Source organism: Nostoc sp. DedQUE04 (assembly GCF_034530995.1).
Classification (GTDB): Bacteria; Cyanobacteriota; Cyanobacteriia; order Cyanobacteriales; family Nostocaceae; genus Nostoc.
In genome coordinates, this window is record NZ_JAVRCA010000038.1 from 64,150 (window position 1) to 83,641 (window position 19,492).

Below are 19,492 nucleotides of genomic sequence, written 5' to 3' on the forward strand. Positions count from 1 at the left end.
GAAGGCTCATTAAAGGAGTTCAAAGCCTCATTAATGAGTATCGAAGGCTCATTAAAGGAGTTCAAAGCCTCATTAATGAGTATCGAAGGCTCATTAATGGAGTTCAAAGACTCATTAGCCTCGTTCCCAGCCTCCAGGCTGGGAATGTATTCCCAGAGGTTCTACCTCTTATCAACAAAGAGGAGGCGGAGCCTCCCAGAATAGATTCCCAGCCTTCAGGCTAGGAACCAGTCAGAGACTCATACCCAATGCCCAAATTCAATAACCTATGCGCCGTAAAAAGGATACTCTCTGCACAGAATTTGCTTTCACTCTTCCCAGAGGATTGAGTGATAGCGAACAACGAGTACATCGTCATGGGGTGATGCGTTTAGCCACCGCTAAAGATGAAATTTTGGTGCAACAAGAGCGCAAAGTTCAAGAAAATCCGGCTTACGGTGTTTTGGTAATCCTGGCACGGGTTATTACTCGCTTGGGCAGTTTCAATTCTGTTAGTCCTGATTTACTCGAAGGACTTCTCCTACATGACATTGCCTATCTCCGAGAATTTTACAATCGAATCAATCAACAAGGCAATGTACACATTCCGACACAATGTCCCCATTGCAATACTCAATTTTCAGTGGAGCTAGAACTAGCGGGGGAGTCGTAAGCTACCCCTCTGATACTTTATATGAGGAGGTAGCTTTTATTGCTTATCATTTCCACTGGTCACAAGATGATATTTTAAATTTAGAACACACTACCCGTCAGCGCTGGGTGGCAGAAATCAATAAAATTAACCAAAAATTAATATGAAAGTAAAAGTTAGCTACTCACCAAATTTAAGTGAAGTCAATGAAGTTGACCTTACCACAGAAACTCCAACCAGAGGAGAATGGCTGATAGGCCGTTCTCCTGATTCTGATTTAATCCTAGACAGCCCTGATATCAGTCGGGTACATGCTAAGTTTTTTGTTAAAAGTGGAAATTACTACTTCTCTGACCTTGGTAGTAGAAATGGCTCAATAGTTAATGGGAAACAGGCTGAAAAAGATCGACCATATTCTTTGAGTGATGGAGATATTATTCGGATTGCAGATTATGTTTTGATTTTGGAGGCAGTTGCTCCCGTTTATGAGCAACCAGAGACAGTCTTTAGGATTATAGATCCTTCACTGTTTTCTCGATCGCGATCGCCTGAAAATGTCAGCGCTGCCAATGTTGTTAATCCAGCCGCAGAGGTAGTTAGCGAAGTTCCACCGCCAATTAGTTCCGGAGTAGAAGCACCCCCTTCTTCAGAAATCAGCGAAATCTCAGAAGTTGTTTCGACTCAACCTGATGATGTCATCCCTGTTGTTGAAACACCAGAAGCAGTTAGCGAAGTTCCACACGATGTTCGTGATGATATTGTGGATTTGCGAACATTAGTTACACCAGAAGTCAGCGCCGATAGTGAAAAAGTCGAAGTTCCAGAAGTCAGCGAAGCCTCAGAAGTTTCTTTGACTGAACCTGATAACGCCATAGCTGCACCTGAAAACATCATTGAAACTCCTGAAGAGGAAAGTATTCTTCCAGAAGCTAGCCACAATGAGGCTGTAGATTTTGAAGCAGCACTGGCGACAGAATCTACTTTCGTACAACAGCGTGATATAAGTGCTACTCCAGACACTACCTACGACGAGGATGCAGAGTTAGAGGCAGCACTAGCAGCAGAAGTTACCTTCGTACAGCCACGTGATATTTTCAACGAAGTTCCTGTACAAAGCGCCACTCCAGAAACTACCTACAATGAAAATGCAGAGTTGGAGGCAGCACTAGCAGCAGAAGTTACCTCCGTCCAGCCGCGCGATATTTTCCACCATGTATCTGAGGAGGAAAGCGACATTCCCGAAACTACTCACGATGAAGTAGTGAATTTGGATACGCCAGTAGTAAAAGAAACCAGTGAAGTTGTTGAAAACGAAGAGATTCAGCCACAAGCAGCAGAGGAGCAGAGCCAAGTTACACGGGATATCATTGATGAAACTACTCACGATGAAGTAGTGAATTTGGAGACGCCAGTCGCAGAAGAAACCAGTGAAGTTGTTGAAAACGAAGAGATTCAGCCACAAGCAGCAGAGGAACAGAGCCAAGTTACACGGGATATCATTGATGAAGCAATAGATTGGGATACGTCAGTTACAGCAGCAGACAGCGCAGATGTTGACGAATTAGAACCTACTTCTACGGCGGATGAAACCATAAGCGAAGTTTCTGAAGCATCAACTGCGCCTGATGATGCCGTTGCGGAAGTTTTAAGCAATCAATACATTGATTTGAATAATGCAAGTGCTGAAGAAGTTAGTGTATATGTTGATGGTGTTGCTGCACAAATAAGTAATATTTCTGACTCAACTGATATTCCATCTTTGGAAACAACAGAAAGTGGAGCTACTGAGAGCATAAGTCAAACTATTGAAGAAATTCCGCAAGTAGAAGAAGATCGTTTTGATGAAACTCCAGAAGAAACAAATGTTAGTGAGCCTCCTCAAGCAATCATTGAAAGAAATATAGTACTGATTGCTCATGAAAGCAAGAAATCAGAACTTGCTGAGTTGGTTTTGGAACATCAGGAATTTTTCTCGCAGAGTTTTACAATTACCTGGCCATCTGTTAGTGAACTTTTACATCAGCAGGCAGGGATAACTATTAGTCAACAAACCCCCGCACCAACTTCTGGAGGATATCAAACAATTGCTTCATTGGTTGGAGCCGGAGAAATTGTAGCAGTTATTTTCTTGCGAGATTTGCTGCAACCTCAGCCTGGTCAAGCAAATGAAGAAGCATTGTTAAGATTATGCACTATTAATCAAGTTTTATTGGCTACTAATTTGGCAACGGCAGAGGCGATTGTGCATTATCTGAAACACATATAACAATTCTAAATCAGTTATGAACAAAAATATCCCTGACTTCGTAAAAGTTGTCGGGGATTTGAGTCTGTTGAGGTTTACAAGTAAAATATGATGACTATATTTTTTGAAAAGTTGCAAATTGCGTAGAATAATTTCGATATTAAAAAAAAATCTCAAAATATACGTATATTTTAAAGTAAAATCGATTGCAAAAATGGTTGTAAGTTTTAAAAGTTTATTTAGACAGCCAGTTATTGTTTCAAGTGCGATCGCAACACTTCTGTTAGTAGGAATTCAAAAACTGGGGGTTTTCGAGCCTCTAGAAATGAAAGTCTACGACCAAATGATGCAATTACGTGCCGACTCAGGCCCAGACACTCGTTTGTTGATTGTTGCTTTAACTGAAAAAGATATCCAAAAATGGAATTGGCCCTTGTCTAGCGAACTTCTAGACCGACTATTAGGCAAACTTGAAGAATATCAACCGCGAGTCATTGGTCTAGATATTTTTCGTGACTTACCAGTACCGCCTGGTCATGACAAGCTACTACAACGCCTCCAACAGAGCGATATCATCATTCCCATTTGCAAACATTCTGGTTCTAACAATCCGGGAATAGCACCCCCAAAAGGCGTTGAAGCAGAGCGAGTGGGATTTAATGATGTCGTAGAAGATACTGATGCCACAATTCGCCGCAACCTCTTATTGGTAAGTGCAGAGGAGTCCGATTCTTGTCAAAGTACCTATTCTTTTAGCTTACAACTAGCGCTCAAATATTTAGAAGTTGGAGGCATCCAACTAGAATTTACCCCCAAAAAGGAACTACAACTACGTAATACTGTATTTAAACCCCTGCAAAGTAACGCTGGCGGCTATGAAAAAGCAGATACCAATGGCTACCAAATCCTGCTTAATTACCGTTCTGGTCATCAGATTGCCCAGCAGATAACTATTACAGAAGTACTTGCAAATCAAGTTAAACCAGATTTAGTTAAAGACCGCATCGTTTTGATTGGTTCAACAGCCAATAGTTTAAATGATATTTTTAATACGCCCTTTGCTAGCGGTAAGTCAGATAATTCTGGCAAAATGGCCGGAATTGAAATTCATGCCCACAACGTTAGTCAAATTCTCAGTGCTGTTCTGAACAAACAACCTCTATTTTGGTTTTTACCTGAGTGGAGTAAAGTCCTTTGGATATGGGGATGGACTGTAGTTGGTGGGTTGCTGGTATGGCGAATTCAACATCCGCTAGGCTTAGGATTGGCAGCAGTAACAGCTCTGGCAGTATTATTTGGAGCCAATTTTGTCATTTTTAACCAAGCTGGATGGTTTCCAGTCATACCTCCGGCGTTGGGGTTAGTATTTACTGCCGGGAGTGTTCTTGCCTATAGTGCTTATCAAACCAAGCAAGAGCAAAAAGAAATTACCCAAAGGGTTCAAGAACATCAACAATTAATTCTAGAATTGCAAGGTCTTTTACGGCAGCGCGGCAACGCCTCAAATGAAGCGCCAACCGTAATTGTTGATTCCATCGGGCAAGAAATTGCAATAGGAACGATACTAAACAACCGCTACAAAATTACTCAACCCTTGGGTTCTGGAGGATTTAGCAATACTTATTTAGCTGACGATATCCAGCGTCCTGGTAATCCACAGTGTGTGGTTAAACAGTTGCGACCTCCTTGCCAAGATGCAGAATATTTAAATGTTGTCAGACGCCTATTCGATGCAGAAGCAGAAATTTTAGAAACTTTGGGTAAGCACCCACAAATTCCTCAACTGCTAGCTTTTTTTGAAGAAAATCGGCAATTTTCTTTAGTGCAAGAATTTGTTCGAGGTCACGCTATGGATAAAGAGTTAGCTACTGGAAAGCGACTAAAACAAGCTGAGGTTGTGGAGATACTCAAAGAAGTTTTAAACGTGCTGGTTTTTGTTCATAGCTATGGTGTAATCCATCGAGATATCAAACCTAGTAACTTAATTAGGCGAGAATCAGACCGGCACATTGTTTTAATTGACTTTGGCGCTGTTAAGCAGATTCAACCCCAGCAGCAAGAAGCTCAGACAATTTCAATTGGCACTCCTAATTATGCACCTTCTGAACAAATGAGCGGGTTGCCAAAACTCAACAGCGATATTTATGCCTTGGGAATTATGGGAATACAAGGCTTAACTGGGGTAGAACCCAGAGAGTTTCGTAGAGACACAAATACTGGTGAAATAATTATCCAAAGCCAAGCTGATGCTAATCAACAGATTTGGCAACATTGGCGCGAATTAACTGACGCTACAGACGAGTTAGTGATGATTTTAAATAAAATGGTACATTTCGACTTCACTCAACGATATCAGTCAGCCACAGAGGTGCTTAAAAATCTCGAAAGTCTTTAGTACTTTTTTTTAATACTAAAATGCTAATAAAAAAGCTCGGTCATTTACATGACCAAGCTCTTAACTATTTCAATCAATCATTGCAGGAAAAGTAGTGCGTAGGCGTAGCCCGTCGTAGACATCGCAAGCAAACCATTAGTTAGCAGATTGTTCCAAATTCACCTTGACAACTTTGTTCTTTTCTTGCTCAGTTTTAGGCAGTGTTAGATTCAAGATGCCATCTTTATAATCTGCCGTAACGTAAGTATTTTTAATCCGAGCCGATAGAGGAATTACGCGTTGAAATTTACCGTAATGAAACTCACTTCTGGTAACACCTTTTTCCTCTGTTTTCGTTTCGGATTTCCGCTCACCGCTAACGTAAACAGCATTTTCTGTGACTTGCACATCCAGGTCTTTAGCTTCTATTCCTGGCAGTTCTATCTTCAGATGAATCGCATCTTCAGTTTCTTGAATTTCAGCAGCAGGAACTTTACTTAAGCTTTTGTAAAACAATGCAGATGGTAGTCTGGTATCTTCAAATAAACTATTTATTTGGTGTTGTAGAGTGTCAATTTCTCTCCAAGGATTCCAACGAACTAGTGTCATAACTTTTCCTCGTCTTAGTTAGGATTGTTTAATAAATTTTGCACTTCACCTTGTGCTTACATATTCATATTATGTAGATTTAAAGCTGCTGTAAATTCGGTTTTTGACACCAACTAATTGATGATTGCCGCACCAAATTAGATAGAAAAATTTTTACGGTTTACTCTAATTTGTCTGTTCGGTAAACCCGAATAGACAAATTAGATTCAATCATACTAAATCAATAAATCTGCTGTTGAAGGGATAACCTAGAAATACGATGCCTCAGTTGGGCTATGTCTACAACTGAGTAACAGCGTTGCATAAATTTTTAGATAACCTCAGTTAAATATATATCTGTTCAAGTTTGTCCTGAACTTAGCTCTCGATTTATTAACCAACACAACATCAATGATGAAACTCTTTCCTTGGCTTAATTTTGCACACATTGTTGATTCTAGTGTCCTACCTAGAATCGCTAGGACTCAAATAGCTACTCATGGCAAGAGTGGCACATTAATCGACACAGCTATCAAATCTAATACTTTACGCAACGATTCCACAGATATCAATTGCCTCAAAACCTTTGATAGTGCTGTTCTTGCTTATCAGATGATGGGTCTTAGCAACTTTGAATGAACCGTAGGATGCAATCACCCGAATGGGTGAGGAGCAAATCAACCGTTCAGGTGAACTGGGTGCAGGAAGTTAAGACAGATAAAAAATAAGACTCTATTACTCAAGAACACTAATTGCACTTTACTATAAATAAGGATAATCCTATGAAACTCTCTATCTTGATTGATTCTGTACTCATTGTTACTTCTATTGCTTTATTGCCTAGAATCGGTGGTACTCAAATAGCTACTAACAATAGTGGCGAACCTATAGCTATCAATTCTAACAATTCATCTAACGTCAGCTACCTCAAACCTTTTGATGCTGCACAGGGTAGTCTTAGCGGTAGCGCTTTGGTATCTCAATACCAAACAGGAAACCTGACTGGATTAAATGTGGTTAAGACTGCTGTTAACGCTAAAAAGTTACCAGCACAAGCTTTGAATGATAAAGGTTATCTAAACGCTGTCAAGTTGCAGTTGACATCAGACAACAGCACTAATGATTTATCTTACTAAGTACAGACTTACAGAGGTTCGTAATGGATTTATAAAATGCTGTACTATCATTTGGTTGTTTTGACAAGAAAATGCATAACCGAGCAGGAAAAGCTGCTGTCTCCCCCTAATCACCATCTCATTTGCAAAAATTACTTTGACCCCTCCAACACCTTGGAGGGGTTTTTAGTTGGTGCTACGGTTGCTACTTGCTCTAGCGTCGTCCCATGCATAGTAGCACTAGAATGCTTTCTGCTCCCACAACGGCGTGACTCATCACACTTTTATAAAAAAGGGACGGGTCATAAATTATTTACTGTTCTATCAAATTAACGTTGTTAAGTTACTCAGCAGGTGTAGTTTTCACCTCCAGGCTGTGTTAGATATTGTGACGCGAAACAGGAGTATAGATACGTTGCTAAAGCTTTCTCCCGAATCTCCTCTATTTATTGTATTAATCATTATTAGTTTTCTAGTAGTAACTTTGTCAACTTGGTTATCATCCAAACCATTCATTTTAAAACCATTTGGAGTTAATGATATTGTCCAGTTACTCACATTACAATTATTTATTTCTTTGTTATTAGAGCGTTCTTTAGAAGTTTTTATAACTACTTGGCGTGGCCCATTCGTCGAACAATTAGATATTAATATTGAGCAAAAAAAGGCTCTACTGTCTGAAAAGATAAGACTTATGGAAGTTCAACAGAAGCAATTATTAGAATCTAATCAAATCAGCGGACTCCCGCCAGAAGGAATGAGTTTAGAACAGCAAATCATCCAAAATTTTACACAGAACCAACAAGAACCATTAAAAATTTTCCAGCCACAAATGGATGATATCAATGAAAAAGAGCGCCAAAAAACAGCCTATAAATCTGATACACGAACAATTGCTCTATGGACATCTCTTTTATTCGGTCTTTTAATGAGCGCAATAGGTATTCGCTCAATCGAACCACTTGTAGTTATTGATTTAGATAATCCCATACAGGTAATTATTTTCCGTTGTTTAGATGCATTACTGACAGGAGGTTTAATTGCCGGAGGTAGTGAGGGAATTCATAAGCTTATAAAAGTTTTTATCGATTTTATGGAAGCTACATCTAAACAAATCAAAAATCAAGGCTCGTCTTGATGAAACTCTCAATGCAGGAGAATATTGCAAATATTATGAAAATTATAGTAATATCTATAGCCCAGTCATCTCTAACTGGGCTTTTAGCTATCTCAATCAATTATTGAAAGTGAGTAGTTTCGCACTATGCAGCAGGTTGTTCTAGATTAACCTTGACAACTTTGTTCTTTTCTTGCTCGGTTTTAGGCAGTGTCAAATTCAAGATACCGTCTTTATAATCTGCGGTGATATTGGTATTTTGAACCCTAGCAGATAAAGGAATTACACGCTGGAACTTGCCGTAATAAAATTCACTCTTGGTAATACCCTTGTCTTGGGTTTTAGTTTCAGATTTGCGCTCACCGCTAATGTGAACAGCGTCTTGGGTGACTTGAATATCTAAATCTTTAGCTTCCAGTCCTGGCAGTTCTAGCTTGAGATGAATCGCATCATCAGTTTCGTGCAACTCAGCAGCCGGAACTCTGACAAAGCCTTTTTCAAGCCGTGCAGATGGGACTCTGGTATCTCCTAATAAGCCGTTGATGTGACGTTCTAAAGCGTTCAATTCTTGCCAGGGGTTGTAACGAACTAGTACCATAACTCTTTCTCGGAAAAATTCAGCTATTGTTTAATCGTTTTTGCACTTGGTTTTGTGCTTATGTATTCATAATAAATATGGTTCCAACTCCTGTAAATTCGGTAATCATCACCTAACAAAAGGATGATTACCGCACTTAATCAGACCTCAAAAAAGATTACGGTTTACTCTAATTTCTCTGTTCGGTAAACCAGAATAATAACTATTAAGACCAATAATAATCAACTACTTAACCTGCTGTTGAAGGAGATATGCAGTCAGGCGATCGCTTATATTTCCAAAACAACATCCAAGCTCTACTCGCCTCACCATCGCACTATTCAATCAGCATTTCGATTTAATCATCGGGAAACTATTAAGATGAAATACTCTCTACATCTTTGCAACTGCATTGAATACAAGTAACATCAAATGCTGAATTCATCCACTCATAACCGCAAGCACAACAATCACAGAAAATATTATTGCGATTGGGGTGTGGTCATTGTGCAGGAACTCACGGGAGAATAAATAAACTATTGCGCCGTGGTATTCCTAAAACTTTAGACTAGAATCCCCTAATCTAAAGGCAAGGATGTTGACAAAGGATTTATGATTTTTGGCTCATCTCACCTGATAATTCAGGTTTTATAATTAAAGTTAACAGGCTTAAAGCATTAAGCATAAATGAGGTTAAAAGCTGTGAAGAAAATAGTTGTTGCTGCAATATTTAGCTTAATCGCTGGCTCAACGTCTTTACTTTTTCCCCAAGCCGCTAAAGCTGATAGGGTTGTTTACTGTCGTCCTGTTATTGATAATAGGGTACTCAAATCGGCGGCTAACCACCCCAATGCTTATACAAATGGTTTTCGAGAAGGACAACAAAGCGCTCGGAACAGAGAAGCTTATAAACCTCGGACTGTGGGAGGTGAATTCGCTCGTGGTTTTCAGGATGGTTATTTGAATCTACCTTATGCTGGGCAAGAGAATGTTGTACCTAGAACAATTGTGCAACATACCACTCAGATTTGTGATGATGATGGTTACACCGTAGCGCCTTCTCCTGTTTACATCTACAACCCTTATCCCATCTATGTGTCGCCCTATCCTACTTATGGCATCAACTTCGGATTTGGAAGAGGGTTCCACTTCGGATTTGGAGGAGGGTTCCACGGATGGGGTCACCATCGAAGATGGTAGGGGGTGGGGAATTTTATCAAAGAAAGTTTCTGGGCTGGAGGATACTTTATATTCCCCCTCGGAAGTGATGAGTGAAAAATTCGAGAGTATATCTGAAATGCGATCGCAGTTAAAATTATGCCATTTCTTTAGTCAATGAGTTGTGGGGTGGGAATTTGCGTATCGATATCAGCTTGGGAAAAATTAGGGAGCAACCAGGTACTCTCACCCGCCTTGAATACTTTCGCAGGTTCAACATTCAATTCAATTGCACCAGTAGCTGGATTGGTTCTAGCAAGAGACTGTGTGCCATCGACAAACTTAACGGCGATAGGTTGGGTCAGTTGTTGTGGTTGAGCGTTTGGGCCTAAAACCACTTGAGAACCTGCGGGTAAGTAAATACCATCGCAATCCCAATCATCATCGGTGATTGTTCCTGCGCCCAGAAAGTAGAGTTGGGTTGGAATTTTTTTTGGTTTATTGGCATAGACTGCCAAAGTCTTTCCAGTTTCATTGCGGCACTGCGCCCGCTTTCTAGCTGTTTCTATGACATTTTTCTGAGACTGCAATTGTGCCAGTCGCTGCTGGAATTGCTCTGGTGTATAGCCCGCCTGCTCAGGTGTATTCTTGACAGTTAGAAGTTGATTGAGTGCCTGAGTTACCTCAGCATAGTCAGCCCCCTTAGTGAAATCCTTACCTGCCCAAGAGGGTTGAGCAATTAGCAGATTCACCATCAATACGAGAGCGACAAGAACAAGTTTGAGAAACTGCATAAATTTCTCCTTTTTTTGAAATTAGTGTTTAGTACCACTGAAACTTTACCAGATTTCAAATCCTTGAAAATTTCGATCGCGATCGCACCAACAATAGCTATAAGATTAATTAATACTCTTCCAAGCTTTCCTGAATACCCACTAAAAGGTGGTAACAGTTAACTATTAACTAATGGCTGATATCAAACTCTTAACTGGGTGACGGCGATATTACCGGAAAAACATACATCTACATCGCTGCCAGGAGTGCGATCGCGTTTGCTATATTCTCCTACATAATAAAAATTATCGCCTTCAATTCGATAGTTCACGGGCAAAGGTTTGGTACAGGCTTGGCAAAATACCATCTCAGGATGTGGTTCTCCTGGTTGCAGATGCGGCAGATTCACATTCCAGAAGCTTCCTGGTTCTAGGGGACGCTTGAGTAAATCCGCTAAAACTTCAGCTGTGAATTTGGCAGCTAAATCCCAATCAAAATTCTGCTTGGCTTTGCGATAGTGGGAAATGGCAACTCCGGGAATACCGTGCATCGCGGCTTCTCGCACGGCGGCAACTGTGCCAGAAATATAGGCATCGACTCCCAAGTTTCCCCCAGCGTTGATACCTGAAAGTACAAAGTTGACATCTGCGTGAATTTGTGTTAACGCAATTCTCACACAATCAGCGGGAGTCCCTGCGATCGCATACTCAGTCTCAGAACGTCGCTGGAGGTTGATAGCACGAGTAGTAGTAACTTGATGTCCACAGCCAGACTGATGATCGGCAGGAGCAGCGATAATAGAATTTTTGCCGTTTACAGCTTTGAGCAGCGCTTGGATACCAGGGGCATCAATGCCATCGTCGTTAGTTAAAAGTATAGTCATGTATATATGATATTGATTTAGCTAAAATATCAGAAAAATGCAGATATAAACCATCACATAGACATCTCTAGAAACTAAATATGCATTGTCTACAACTCTTGTAGAGAGCTAGCAGGATAACGTGTTGACATTCTTTTTGACTCAGATATCTAAAGCTACTCGCAGATATGAAAAAATATGGCGTTGCTGAACCAAAATATAAATCATGCGATATGATTTCTAGATGGTTTGCAAATTCCGCCCTCAGTATTTGGGTTAATTCCCAAAATGGGCGGTATTTCTTGTGACTAGTAAGAGGTTTAGCGTCAGGTGAATGCTTGCAACCGCCCTCAGAAGTTTGTGTAATCAAAAATCCCGTACAATATACATATTTGCTGAGAATATCAGAAATTTTACACTGAAGAAAATCGGGAACGAGGTGATTTTTGCAGTGGTTCTGTAGTATTTTTGGTGCAAGTCTGTCTTAGGGATCACACGATGAAACAGCTCCTCAAACAAGTTTTTAGCAGTCAAAAACACCTCATCCGGCTAATTCTACCTTTGGTGACGGTTATTTTCGCAGCCTCGCTGTTTACCACACCTGCTTTAGCCACAGGTGTGTATCAAATACCCAGCCTGACAGCAGGGAATGACACTTGGGTTTTGGATCAAGGTGAAGTCATCAGCCGTCTGAATGAAGGCAAGATTAGCAGCGCTTTTAAAGATTTGGCAAAGCAAACAGATAAGGAAGTCAGAATTGTTACTGTTCGCCGACTCGACTATGGCGAAACACCAGAAAGCTTTACTAAAGAACTGTTTGAAAAATGGTTTCCAACAAAAGCAGCCCAAGCCAATCAAACTTTATTGGTTATTGATACAGTTACCAATGGTACTGCTATCATTACTGGGGATCAAGTCAAGCCTTTGCTTACTGACTCTATTGCCGAGAGTGTAGCTACTGAAACAGTAAGTGTGCCGTTACGCAATGGTGACAAATACAACCAGGCATTTCTCGATGCCAGCGATCGCCTTGTCGCCGTTCTCTCTGGTAAAACCGATCCAGGCCCACCCCAAATAACTGACAATGTGCAGGTTGAAGGCACTTACAAGAAAGCAGAAGAAACCAATCAAGGTAACGCTACTGCTTGGGTAGTAGGATTGTTAATTGCTGCCACCGTTATCCCAATGGCAACTTACTATATCTATCAGATAAATCAGCCCTCTTCTAATGGGTAATTGTAGAGTGGGGAGTTAGGAGTTAGGAGTTAGGAGTTTCTAACTTTTAACTTTTAACTCCTCACTCCTAACTTTAATCTTGAACATACTCTTGCCCTGTAACTAAAGCTACCTCAGCCCGAACAAATTCTCGACCTAAATAAGCTGCATGATCTAATTGAGTTACAGGAGGGGGCTGAGTTTCTTCAAAAATTTTCACGCAAAGTTCTTTCGCCGTTCTGGCGCTAAAAACTGTTGTATGAGTTCGTTCTACCTTTTCTCGCGCCGGAATTACCTTTCCCGTTTCGGGATCGACAGCTAAACCGCGATCGTCAATCACATTTGTAAAATGCTTGGCATAAATTAACCCTGCGTCTCGATCTAAGTAAATAATGAAATATCCACCGGGATCGAGGTCAATATGACGCTGGGAAAGTTTATCATCAATTGCAGTTAAATCTTCAACTATTAAATCCATAAGCATTATAAAAAGAAATTTTCTTTTTTCAGGGTTTTTACACTCTATATCAAGTGTAATTCCTATCTTCCTTAGTCTTCTTGATATCTTTCAGATATTTTTGATTCCTTTTACTTAAAAGAAAATCAGAGAATTAGACTCAACTATTCCGAATAGTGCCATCTGGCATGATGGTGTTACGAAAAGTAATGCGACGCAGACGAGATCCTTCCAAATTGGCTCCAGTCAAGTTAGCTTCGCATAGAATACATCCCCCCAAATCAGTTCCACTCAAATTAGCCCCGGTAAGATTAGCTCTATCGAACCTAGTGTTGGAAAATCTCGCGCCTCTAAGGTCAGCGTTGGTCAAGTTAGTAACTCTGAGGTTCGCGTAAGACAATCTAGCACCTCTGAGATCGGCTTCGGTCAAATCGGCACCATCCAAACAGGATTGAGCCAATTGGGTATTGACGAAACTAGCACCCTTCAAGATGGCACGCTCAAAATAAAACTCGTCCATTTTATTCCCAGTAAAGTCAGCACCACTCAGGTCAATCCCCGACAAATCCCCGTCCAAGTTGACTCCAGAAAAGTTTCTTTCCCCAGCAGCATATCTTCTAATCAATTCATCACGATTCATAAATATTCTCTTGAACTTATTTACAACATCAACGCTGTGTTGATTATCGAGTAGTTCCTTTTTCTCAAGTATTTTTCTCACTAAATGGCAACTCTGCATTAATTGCCTCAATCTGCTGCTGTTCGAGTTGATTCACTTCCTTAATATAGGGAAGTAAAATTTTTCCTAAACGATTATTGTAAAAGCGATGCAGACTGTGATTGGGCATAGCGGGGAAACCGCGCCGTTTTTTGTGTCGCCCACCCGCGCCAGGGTCAAAAATTTGGATATTGTTAGCGATCGCCCACTCAATCGGTGCATAATAGCAAGCATCAAAATGTAAGCAATCTATTTCTTGAAAACTCCCCCAATAGCGTCCATAGAGTTTGTCATCTTTAAATAAACAAAAAGACATTCCTAAAGGATGAGAATTATCTTCCTCGCTATATGCGGCAATAAACAAGACTCGATGGCGATAATCGGTGTGTAGCTGCTCAAAAAATCTCCGTGTGAGATACTTGCTACCCCACCAGCCAAACTTATCACAGGTGTCAGCATAGAATTGGTGCATCAAGGGAAACAAAGACTGAGGAATTTGATCGCCACTCAGTGGTTGCAATCGTAAACCTGCTTTTTCCACAGCTTTGCGTTCCCGCTTGATATTGCGGCGCTGATTGGCGTTAAACACCTTCAAGTAATCATCAAAAGTTTTAAAACCAGTATTTTCCCAGATATAGCTGTGGTGCAGCCAAGTTGTAAAGCCATGCCGTTCTAACATCGGACGCCATTGGGGATCGACGTAGAGAAAATGACACCCAGAAATCCGATTTTTGGAGCAAAAAGTATCAATTTCATGCACCATCAGCGCTGTGATTTCATCCTCATCTTCTCCTGGGGCAATTAAGAAGCGATAACCTTCTGCTGGGGTAAATGGTGTCATTCCCAGCAATTTTGGGTAATATTGGACTCCGATGCGATCGGCTAACTCTGCCCATTGATGATCGAAAACAAATTCACCAGAACTATGTCCTTTAAGATAAAGTGGCGCAGCAGCAATCAGCGTTTTATCTCGCCACAATGTCAAGTGATTTGGCAACCAACCAGTTTTAGCCGTAACACTCTGGGAAGTTTCGAGATTATTCAGCCACTCCCATTCTAAAAATGGCGTTTTGAGTGGCATTGCCAAAGCATTCCAGGCATTTTGGGGTACTTCAGCAATTTTGTTCGTCCAAACGACAGAATAGCGAGGCTTAAGTTGTTCCACCATCTTAGAGGAGTAGGGAGTAGGGAGTAGGGAGCGGGGGAGTAAGAATTTTAGATTTTAGATTTTGGATTTTAGATTGAAATTTAATCCAAAATCTAAAATCCAAAATCCAAAATTGAATTGCCCAATGCCCAATAAATAACTTAACTTAGCGTAATCTAATCTGCTGGTCGTTGCAGGCGATAGTGCAAAAACACCTCTTGCTCAACTGTATGAACTTCTATGAGTTGTAACTTAGGAGCCAAATCAGGTAAAAATCCTTTCCCTTCAACGGGTGTGGGTGCAGTATTACCACCTAAAATCAGCGGACAGACAGTTAGCCATAATTCATCAATTAAGTCTAATTCCACCAAAGAAGCGACTAATTCACCTCCACCCAAGATCGCCAAGCGTGTTATATGTAGAGTGGCTAGATACTTCAAAGCTGCGATAATGTCAATTTCTCGCGTTGGTGTTTCAAAAACCAGAATTTTCTCAAATTCTGGAGGGTACTCCTGTACTTTGATTCCCAGAGTTGAGTGAAGCGTCTGTAAGCGTTCTTTCCACGAAAATTCCCCTGCTGTTGTGGTGAGTAGCCAGCGTCTAACTGGTTGCTTAAAAAAGTGAATTTCCGGATTAAGCTTTGCAGAGTTTGTAATCACTATATGAACTGGTTGCTGAGGCTTCCCTCCTTGCGCCCGGAGTTGCACTAGAGTTGGATCGGTTACAGTAAGTGTTGTTCCATAAGCATCCAGAGTCCTAGCACCGAACAAAACGGCATCAGAGGCAGCAATTTGTTTTTCTAAGTGCACTTTATCAACCCTTGAGCCAAACCGAGCAGGCGATCGCTTAAAATCTGCTATCTTGCCATCTGCACTCATTGCTAAAACAACTGTAGTATGAGGACGATGTTGCAACATTAAATTGATTTGATAGTTTTAATATTTACTTTAGTCGTATGTAGATTTTCAAAAAACCATACCTGCAAGCTACTGTTTGATATTTCACCACTGTATTGATATGCAACACAAATCGCTTCTACATCTAGCATATACGAGTTTTGGTATACCACGTTTCTTTTTGAATTATAGCAATTTGTTATTTTTAAACATTGAAAATAAAATTCTGATAATTTAATAAAATGTCTCATCTAGCTAGTTTAATTGCATATCTTTGGTGTTGTAGATTGCAGGTGCAAAGTGAGACACTTGATGACTAATTCCCGCCAATCTTCCTTCCGTCGAATTTTAGTAACGAGAATATTGTTGCTGTTTGTCCCAGTTTTACTAGTAGGGGAAATTGTTGCCTTGAATAAGGCACGTACTAGTATATTGAGAACTGCACGGCAAAATTTAACAGAAAGCGCCATCAGTAAAGGGGAGAGAATTGGTGATGCGATCGCAATCTTAAAAGCTAATTTGCAGAGTGTAAGCAAAACAACGGTGATTCCATCGGATTCGCCTATACAAGAGCAAGAAATTCTCACACAGTTAAGGCAACAACTTCCAGCTAGTATTGAGTGCATCCAATTAACAAATCTCCAAAGCCACAAAATAATTGCCAGTAGCTGTGGGGATCGAGAAATTGGCGAATTGAGATTACCTTTCCCTAGTGAGGGAATTGATGTCAAAGCAATCTTACCGCCAAAAGCAGGAATGACTGGAAAAAGAAACACACAAAATCAGCAACTGCAACTAGTTTTATCTGCACCAGTCTTTGATAGCCGAAGAAATTCAGTTTACAGCTTAAGTATTCAATCTGCATTATCCCAACAAACCAAAAATCCGCCGGGATCGCTCACAGGCGCTATGGTAGTAATTGCTGAAGATGGCACAATTTTGGCACACCCATTGACAGATTGGGTGGGAACTAACATCAATCAGCACCCTCATGCTTCCCAAATCAAAAGCATAATTAAAAATGCAATTACGGGACAAAACGATTCGATAAATTTATCTTTTACCGAAGGAAAAGAATTAGTCGCTGGTTATACAGCAATTCCAAATCCACTCACTCAACAGCAGCAGCAAAAATGGATAGTTTTAGCTGTTACTAGCGTCGATAATGCGCTTTTTGGTTTAGAGGAAATCAAATTAATTCTGATCGTTTTGACAGTTGGTTTGATTGGCGCAAGTTTGTTAGCATCCTTATATTTAGCTCCTTACTTGGCCCGTCCTGTAGAAGAATTGCGAGACTACGCTCTCAATATTCACTCTCACCATGCCGCACAACCAGTTCCGCACAATTTTCAAATTCGGGAATTCAATCAACTAGCTCAAGCATTAGACCAAATGGTAGAACGGCTGAAAGCGGGATCGGAAGAATTAGAAATAGCTTGGAAAGAAGCAAAAAGTGCTAACCAAATTAAAAGCCAGTTTTTGGCTACGACTTCCCATGAATTGAGAAACCCATTAAATATTATTATTAACTGTATTCGTCTGGTTGAAGAAGGTTTATGTGATGACCGGGAAGAAGAAATGGAGTTTCTCAAACGTGCCGATGAAACAACGATTCACTTGTTAGGTATTATTAATGATTTACTCGACATTTCTAAAATTGAAGCAGGTAAGCTTTCAGTTGTTTCCACACCAATTGACCTCCGACAACTATTGTTAGAGGTAATTAATTTACAATCAGTTAATGTCCAGCAAAAGGGCTTGCAATTGAAATGTGAGTTAACTTCCAAAGCGATACCAATTAAGGCAGACGCGGGAAAACTGAAGCAAGTGCTGATTAATGTTATCGGCAACGCCACCAAGTTCACCGACACCGGGAGCATCACCATTGCAACAGAAATCCAATCTATTAATGGTAAATCTCAGGTGGTAGTAGCTGTGAAAGATACAGGTATAGGTATCGATCCGACTCAACAGCATAAACTATTTCGCCCCTTTGTAATGGTGAATGGCACTACAACACGCCAGTTTGAAGGTACTGGACTGGGACTAGCGATTTCACGAAACTTAATCGAACTCATGGGAGGTAGCATTACTCTTGAGAGTGCGGGACTTCATCAAGGTACGACACTGAAAATTACCTTACCTTTGATTGATATCTCGCTGTTAGCTATTCCAAATAAAGAAGCAAATGTCGGGGATCTTGGATTCTCCTCTGGCAATGAGCCAGTAAAAGCAAGCCGCTATCCCAGCCTACAGGAGTCTGGGGGAAGTTCCTCTTTGGGGATCAACAAATCTGTAAAAGTAGAGCTAGACAAAGAAAAGCTCCCGAAGTCCCAGTTGCTCTTTGGAAATGAGACTTGCGAGATTCGTCTTTCGCCCTTACAAACTATCTTGGTAAGTCTTCCAAAAGGAGGAGTTTGTGCAAATGGGACTTTCAAGACGTAATTTAGTCAAAAGTCCATATTCATCACTACTCCTGAGACTTTTGCTCCTTGACGATGCGATCGCTCAAAAAAACAGGTTTACCACCTTGACTAAGAGATAATGTTAGAGCAGCAAGAATTTCTACTAACTTAGTGCCTACCCACCCAGACGAAACCTCTGAGGGAGTATTGTTAAGAATTGAGACAACAAAGGAGGAGCAAACCCGCCCCAATGGTTCTCCTGGCTCTAATTCCAGCACTACCTGCTTTTGATTCACAGGAATAAATTGATTCCCCTGCTGTTCAAACTCACCATGTAGCAGGGTTAGGGGTGATGATATTGACATTTCATCAAAAATCAAGCTGCCAAGACTACCCACAATCCCCAGGCGTCTCTGTTTATCAGAATTCAGCCAGCACAAATGAATATAAGCTTGAAAGCCATCTGGGTATGTGAGTGTTAGCCATACTAAATCAGCCAAACCTTGAGGCACAGAATCTGTATATGAACCTACCTCTGCTCCCCTGCTCCCCTGCTCCCCTGCTCCCTGTAGCCATACTGTACCCGTTGCTTGTACTTTTACAGGGGTCTGACCTAGCCAAGCGTTAAAGATAGCAATATCGTGAATAGCTAAGTCCCAGAGCGCATCAACATCTTGGCGGACAGGCCCCAAATGGGTGCGCGTTGCGTAACCATAGCGTAAATCACCTAATTTCCCCGCTTGTACTACAGTTTTTCCTCGCTCAACCGCTGGGTGAAATAAATAAGTATGGTCAACCATCAGTATTAAATGATGCTGCTCTGCCAACTGGCAAAGTTCCCGACATTCTGCGGGATCAAGAGTTAGGGGCTTTTCTGCCAAAATATGGTATCCCTGTTGGAGAGAGTCTTTAATTAAAGCATAGTGGGTGGTAGCTGGAGTTGCGATCGCCACTCCAGTCAACCCTGGCACTGTCTTTAAATCCTGCCATTGGGTTGTTAAGAGTACATTTTCGTCTAAGTTAAACTGCTGCTTGACCGCCGCTAATCGTTCTGGATGGGGGTCTACTACAGCAACTACATTTACTTTAGGATGTGCTAAAAAATTCCGCAGCAGATGCACTCCCCAACGCCCAACTCCGATGACAGCAATATTAATTTTATTTGTCATTTGTCATTTGTCATTTGTCATTTGTCATTTGTCATTTGTCATTT

The 19,492-nt window shown here is 40.9% G+C and carries 19 protein-coding genes and 1 pseudogene; 11 read left to right on the forward strand and 9 right to left on the reverse strand.

Annotated elements, in window-relative coordinates:
* The 5 genes and pseudogenes from RM049_RS23415 to RM049_RS23435 all read left to right on the forward strand — a co-directional run.
* Positions 1-204, forward strand: a pseudogene (locus RM049_RS23415) (hypothetical protein); the annotation flags it as partial.
* A gap of 64 nt (positions 205-268) precedes the next feature.
* Entirely contained in the window at positions 269-652 is a 384-nt protein-coding gene (locus tag RM049_RS23420; RefSeq protein WP_322705860.1) for a phage tail assembly protein, read from the forward strand.
* Positions 595-798, forward strand: a complete 204-nt coding sequence (locus RM049_RS23425; RefSeq protein ID WP_313931140.1) for a DUF6760 family protein — start codon at positions 595-597, stop codon at positions 796-798. Before RM049_RS23420 ends, RM049_RS23425 begins: the two co-directional genes overlap by 58 nt.
* On the forward strand, positions 795-2,897 hold the full coding sequence (locus tag RM049_RS23430; RefSeq protein ID WP_322705861.1) for an FHA domain-containing protein: 2,103 nt from the start codon (positions 795-797) through the stop codon (positions 2,895-2,897). Before RM049_RS23425 ends, RM049_RS23430 begins: the two co-directional genes overlap by 4 nt.
* A gap of 193 nt (positions 2,898-3,090) precedes the next feature.
* Positions 3,091-5,271, forward strand: coding sequence for a CHASE2 domain-containing serine/threonine-protein kinase (locus RM049_RS23435; protein WP_322705862.1), 2,181 nt, complete (start codon positions 3,091-3,093; stop codon positions 5,269-5,271).
* A 135-nt stretch (positions 5,272-5,406) separates the two neighbouring features.
* Here the strand turns inward: RM049_RS23435 and RM049_RS23440 are convergent, their stop codons facing one another.
* On the reverse strand, positions 5,407-5,859 hold the full coding sequence (locus RM049_RS23440; protein ID WP_322705863.1) for an Hsp20/alpha crystallin family protein: 453 nt from the start codon (positions 5,857-5,859) through the stop codon (positions 5,407-5,409).
* 390 nt (positions 5,860-6,249) lie between these two features.
* Between RM049_RS23440 and RM049_RS23445 the strand changes: the two genes are divergently transcribed.
* The 3 genes from RM049_RS23445 (at position 6,250) to RM049_RS23455 (ending at position 8,091) form a co-directional block, all read left to right on the forward strand.
* A complete protein-coding gene (locus RM049_RS23445) occupies positions 6,250-6,477 on the forward strand; it encodes a hypothetical protein (protein ID WP_322670333.1) in 228 nt (75 codons plus the stop codon).
* A 143-nt stretch (positions 6,478-6,620) separates the two neighbouring features.
* Positions 6,621-6,974 carry a hypothetical protein gene (locus RM049_RS23450; RefSeq protein WP_322705864.1) on the forward strand — a complete coding sequence of 118 codons (354 nt, stop codon included), beginning with the start codon at positions 6,621-6,623 and terminating at the stop codon, positions 6,972-6,974.
* 394 nt (positions 6,975-7,368) lie between these two features.
* Positions 7,369-8,091: a hypothetical protein gene (locus tag RM049_RS23455; RefSeq protein WP_322690724.1), complete on the forward strand. Its 723-nt coding sequence runs from the start codon at positions 7,369-7,371 to the stop codon at positions 8,089-8,091.
* Between the two features lie 124 nt (positions 8,092-8,215).
* Here RM049_RS23455 and RM049_RS23460 read toward each other — a convergent pair whose 3' ends face one another.
* On the reverse strand, positions 8,216-8,668 hold the full coding sequence (locus tag RM049_RS23460) for an Hsp20/alpha crystallin family protein (RefSeq protein ID WP_322705865.1): 453 nt from the start codon (positions 8,666-8,668) through the stop codon (positions 8,216-8,218).
* A 681-nt stretch (positions 8,669-9,349) separates the two neighbouring features.
* Here RM049_RS23460 and RM049_RS23465 point away from each other — a divergent pair.
* Positions 9,350-9,847, forward strand: a complete 498-nt coding sequence (locus tag RM049_RS23465; protein ID WP_322705866.1) for a hypothetical protein — start codon at positions 9,350-9,352, stop codon at positions 9,845-9,847.
* 128 nt (positions 9,848-9,975) lie between these two features.
* Here RM049_RS23465 and RM049_RS23470 read toward each other — a convergent pair whose 3' ends face one another.
* Together RM049_RS23470 and surE are read right to left on the reverse strand one after the other, a co-directional pair.
* The gene (locus RM049_RS23470; RefSeq protein WP_322705867.1) at positions 9,976-10,599 is read right to left on the reverse strand and encodes a hypothetical protein; all 624 of its coding nucleotides are present in this window, start codon (positions 10,597-10,599) and stop codon (positions 9,976-9,978) included.
* Positions 10,600-10,781: 182 nt separating this feature from the next.
* Complete coding sequence (gene surE, locus RM049_RS23475; protein WP_322690727.1) at positions 10,782-11,462, reverse strand: 5'/3'-nucleotidase SurE; 681 nt, start codon at positions 11,460-11,462, stop codon at positions 10,782-10,784.
* Positions 11,463-11,939: 477 nt separating this feature from the next.
* Between surE and psb32 the strand changes: the two genes are divergently transcribed.
* Positions 11,940-12,677, forward strand: coding sequence for a photosystem II repair protein Psb32 (gene psb32, locus RM049_RS23480; RefSeq protein WP_322670340.1), 738 nt, complete (start codon positions 11,940-11,942; stop codon positions 12,675-12,677).
* A 73-nt stretch (positions 12,678-12,750) separates the two neighbouring features.
* Here the strand turns inward: psb32 and RM049_RS23485 are convergent, their stop codons facing one another.
* The 4 genes from RM049_RS23485 to RM049_RS23500 all read right to left on the reverse strand — a co-directional run bounded on the left by RM049_RS23485 (position 12,751) and on the right by RM049_RS23500 (position 15,895).
* A complete protein-coding gene (locus RM049_RS23485; protein WP_322686399.1) occupies positions 12,751-13,134 on the reverse strand; it encodes a DUF4346 domain-containing protein in 384 nt (127 codons plus the stop codon).
* 139 nt (positions 13,135-13,273) lie between these two features.
* Complete coding sequence (locus RM049_RS23490; protein ID WP_322705868.1) at positions 13,274-13,753, reverse strand: pentapeptide repeat-containing protein; 480 nt, start codon at positions 13,751-13,753, stop codon at positions 13,274-13,276.
* A gap of 64 nt (positions 13,754-13,817) precedes the next feature.
* Positions 13,818-14,999 carry a GNAT family N-acetyltransferase gene (locus RM049_RS23495; protein WP_322705869.1) on the reverse strand — a complete coding sequence of 394 codons (1,182 nt, stop codon included), beginning with the start codon at positions 14,997-14,999 and terminating at the stop codon, positions 13,818-13,820.
* A gap of 155 nt (positions 15,000-15,154) precedes the next feature.
* Complete coding sequence (locus tag RM049_RS23500) at positions 15,155-15,895, reverse strand: RibD family protein (protein ID WP_322670343.1); 741 nt, start codon at positions 15,893-15,895, stop codon at positions 15,155-15,157.
* Positions 15,896-16,186: 291 nt separating this feature from the next.
* On the opposite strand from RM049_RS23500, the gene RM049_RS23505 reads away from it, so the two are divergent.
* Entirely contained in the window at positions 16,187-18,319 is a 2,133-nt protein-coding gene (locus RM049_RS23505) for a sensor histidine kinase (RefSeq protein ID WP_322705870.1), read from the forward strand.
* A gap of 25 nt (positions 18,320-18,344) precedes the next feature.
* Here RM049_RS23505 and RM049_RS23510 read toward each other — a convergent pair whose 3' ends face one another.
* Positions 18,345-19,448, reverse strand: a complete 1,104-nt coding sequence (locus RM049_RS23510; RefSeq protein ID WP_322705871.1) for a Gfo/Idh/MocA family oxidoreductase — start codon at positions 19,446-19,448, stop codon at positions 18,345-18,347.
* Positions 19,449-19,492: the final 44 nt, after the last annotated feature.

What these genes read in the sequence shown, in the direction of transcription:
- RM049_RS23460 (WP_322705865.1), bottom strand. Translation starts at nt 8,668, where the DNA reads ATGGTACTAGTTCGTTACAACCCCTGGCAAGAATTGAACGCTTTAGAA.
- RM049_RS23420 (WP_322705860.1), top strand. Translation starts at nt 269, where the DNA reads ATGCGCCGTAAAAAGGATACTCTCTGCACAGAATTTGCTTTCACTCTT.
- RM049_RS23505 (WP_322705870.1), top strand. Translation starts at nt 16,187, where the DNA reads ATGACTAATTCCCGCCAATCTTCCTTCCGTCGAATTTTAGTAACGAGA.
- RM049_RS23430 (WP_322705861.1), top strand. Translation starts at nt 795, where the DNA reads ATGAAAGTAAAAGTTAGCTACTCACCAAATTTAAGTGAAGTCAATGAA.
- surE (WP_322690727.1), bottom strand. Translation starts at nt 11,462, where the DNA reads ATGACTATACTTTTAACTAACGACGATGGCATTGATGCCCCTGGTATC.
- psb32 (WP_322670340.1), top strand. Translation starts at nt 11,940, where the DNA reads ATGAAACAGCTCCTCAAACAAGTTTTTAGCAGTCAAAAACACCTCATC.
- RM049_RS23440 (WP_322705863.1), bottom strand. Translation starts at nt 5,859, where the DNA reads ATGACACTAGTTCGTTGGAATCCTTGGAGAGAAATTGACACTCTACAA.
- RM049_RS23490 (WP_322705868.1), bottom strand. Translation starts at nt 13,753, where the DNA reads ATGAATCGTGATGAATTGATTAGAAGATATGCTGCTGGGGAAAGAAAC.
- RM049_RS23425 (WP_313931140.1), top strand. Translation starts at nt 595, where the DNA reads ATGTCCCCATTGCAATACTCAATTTTCAGTGGAGCTAGAACTAGCGGG.
- RM049_RS23495 (WP_322705869.1), bottom strand. Translation starts at nt 14,999, where the DNA reads ATGGTGGAACAACTTAAGCCTCGCTATTCTGTCGTTTGGACGAACAAA.
- RM049_RS23435 (WP_322705862.1), top strand. Translation starts at nt 3,091, where the DNA reads ATGGTTGTAAGTTTTAAAAGTTTATTTAGACAGCCAGTTATTGTTTCA.
- RM049_RS23500 (WP_322670343.1), bottom strand. Translation starts at nt 15,895, where the DNA reads ATGTTGCAACATCGTCCTCATACTACAGTTGTTTTAGCAATGAGTGCA.
- RM049_RS23470 (WP_322705867.1), bottom strand. Translation starts at nt 10,599, where the DNA reads ATGCAGTTTCTCAAACTTGTTCTTGTCGCTCTCGTATTGATGGTGAAT.
- RM049_RS23485 (WP_322686399.1), bottom strand. Translation starts at nt 13,134, where the DNA reads ATGGATTTAATAGTTGAAGATTTAACTGCAATTGATGATAAACTTTCC.
- RM049_RS23510 (WP_322705871.1), bottom strand. Translation starts at nt 19,448, where the DNA reads ATGACAAATAAAATTAATATTGCTGTCATCGGAGTTGGGCGTTGGGGA.
- RM049_RS23445 (WP_322670333.1), top strand. Translation starts at nt 6,250, where the DNA reads ATGATGAAACTCTTTCCTTGGCTTAATTTTGCACACATTGTTGATTCT.
- RM049_RS23450 (WP_322705864.1), top strand. Translation starts at nt 6,621, where the DNA reads ATGAAACTCTCTATCTTGATTGATTCTGTACTCATTGTTACTTCTATT.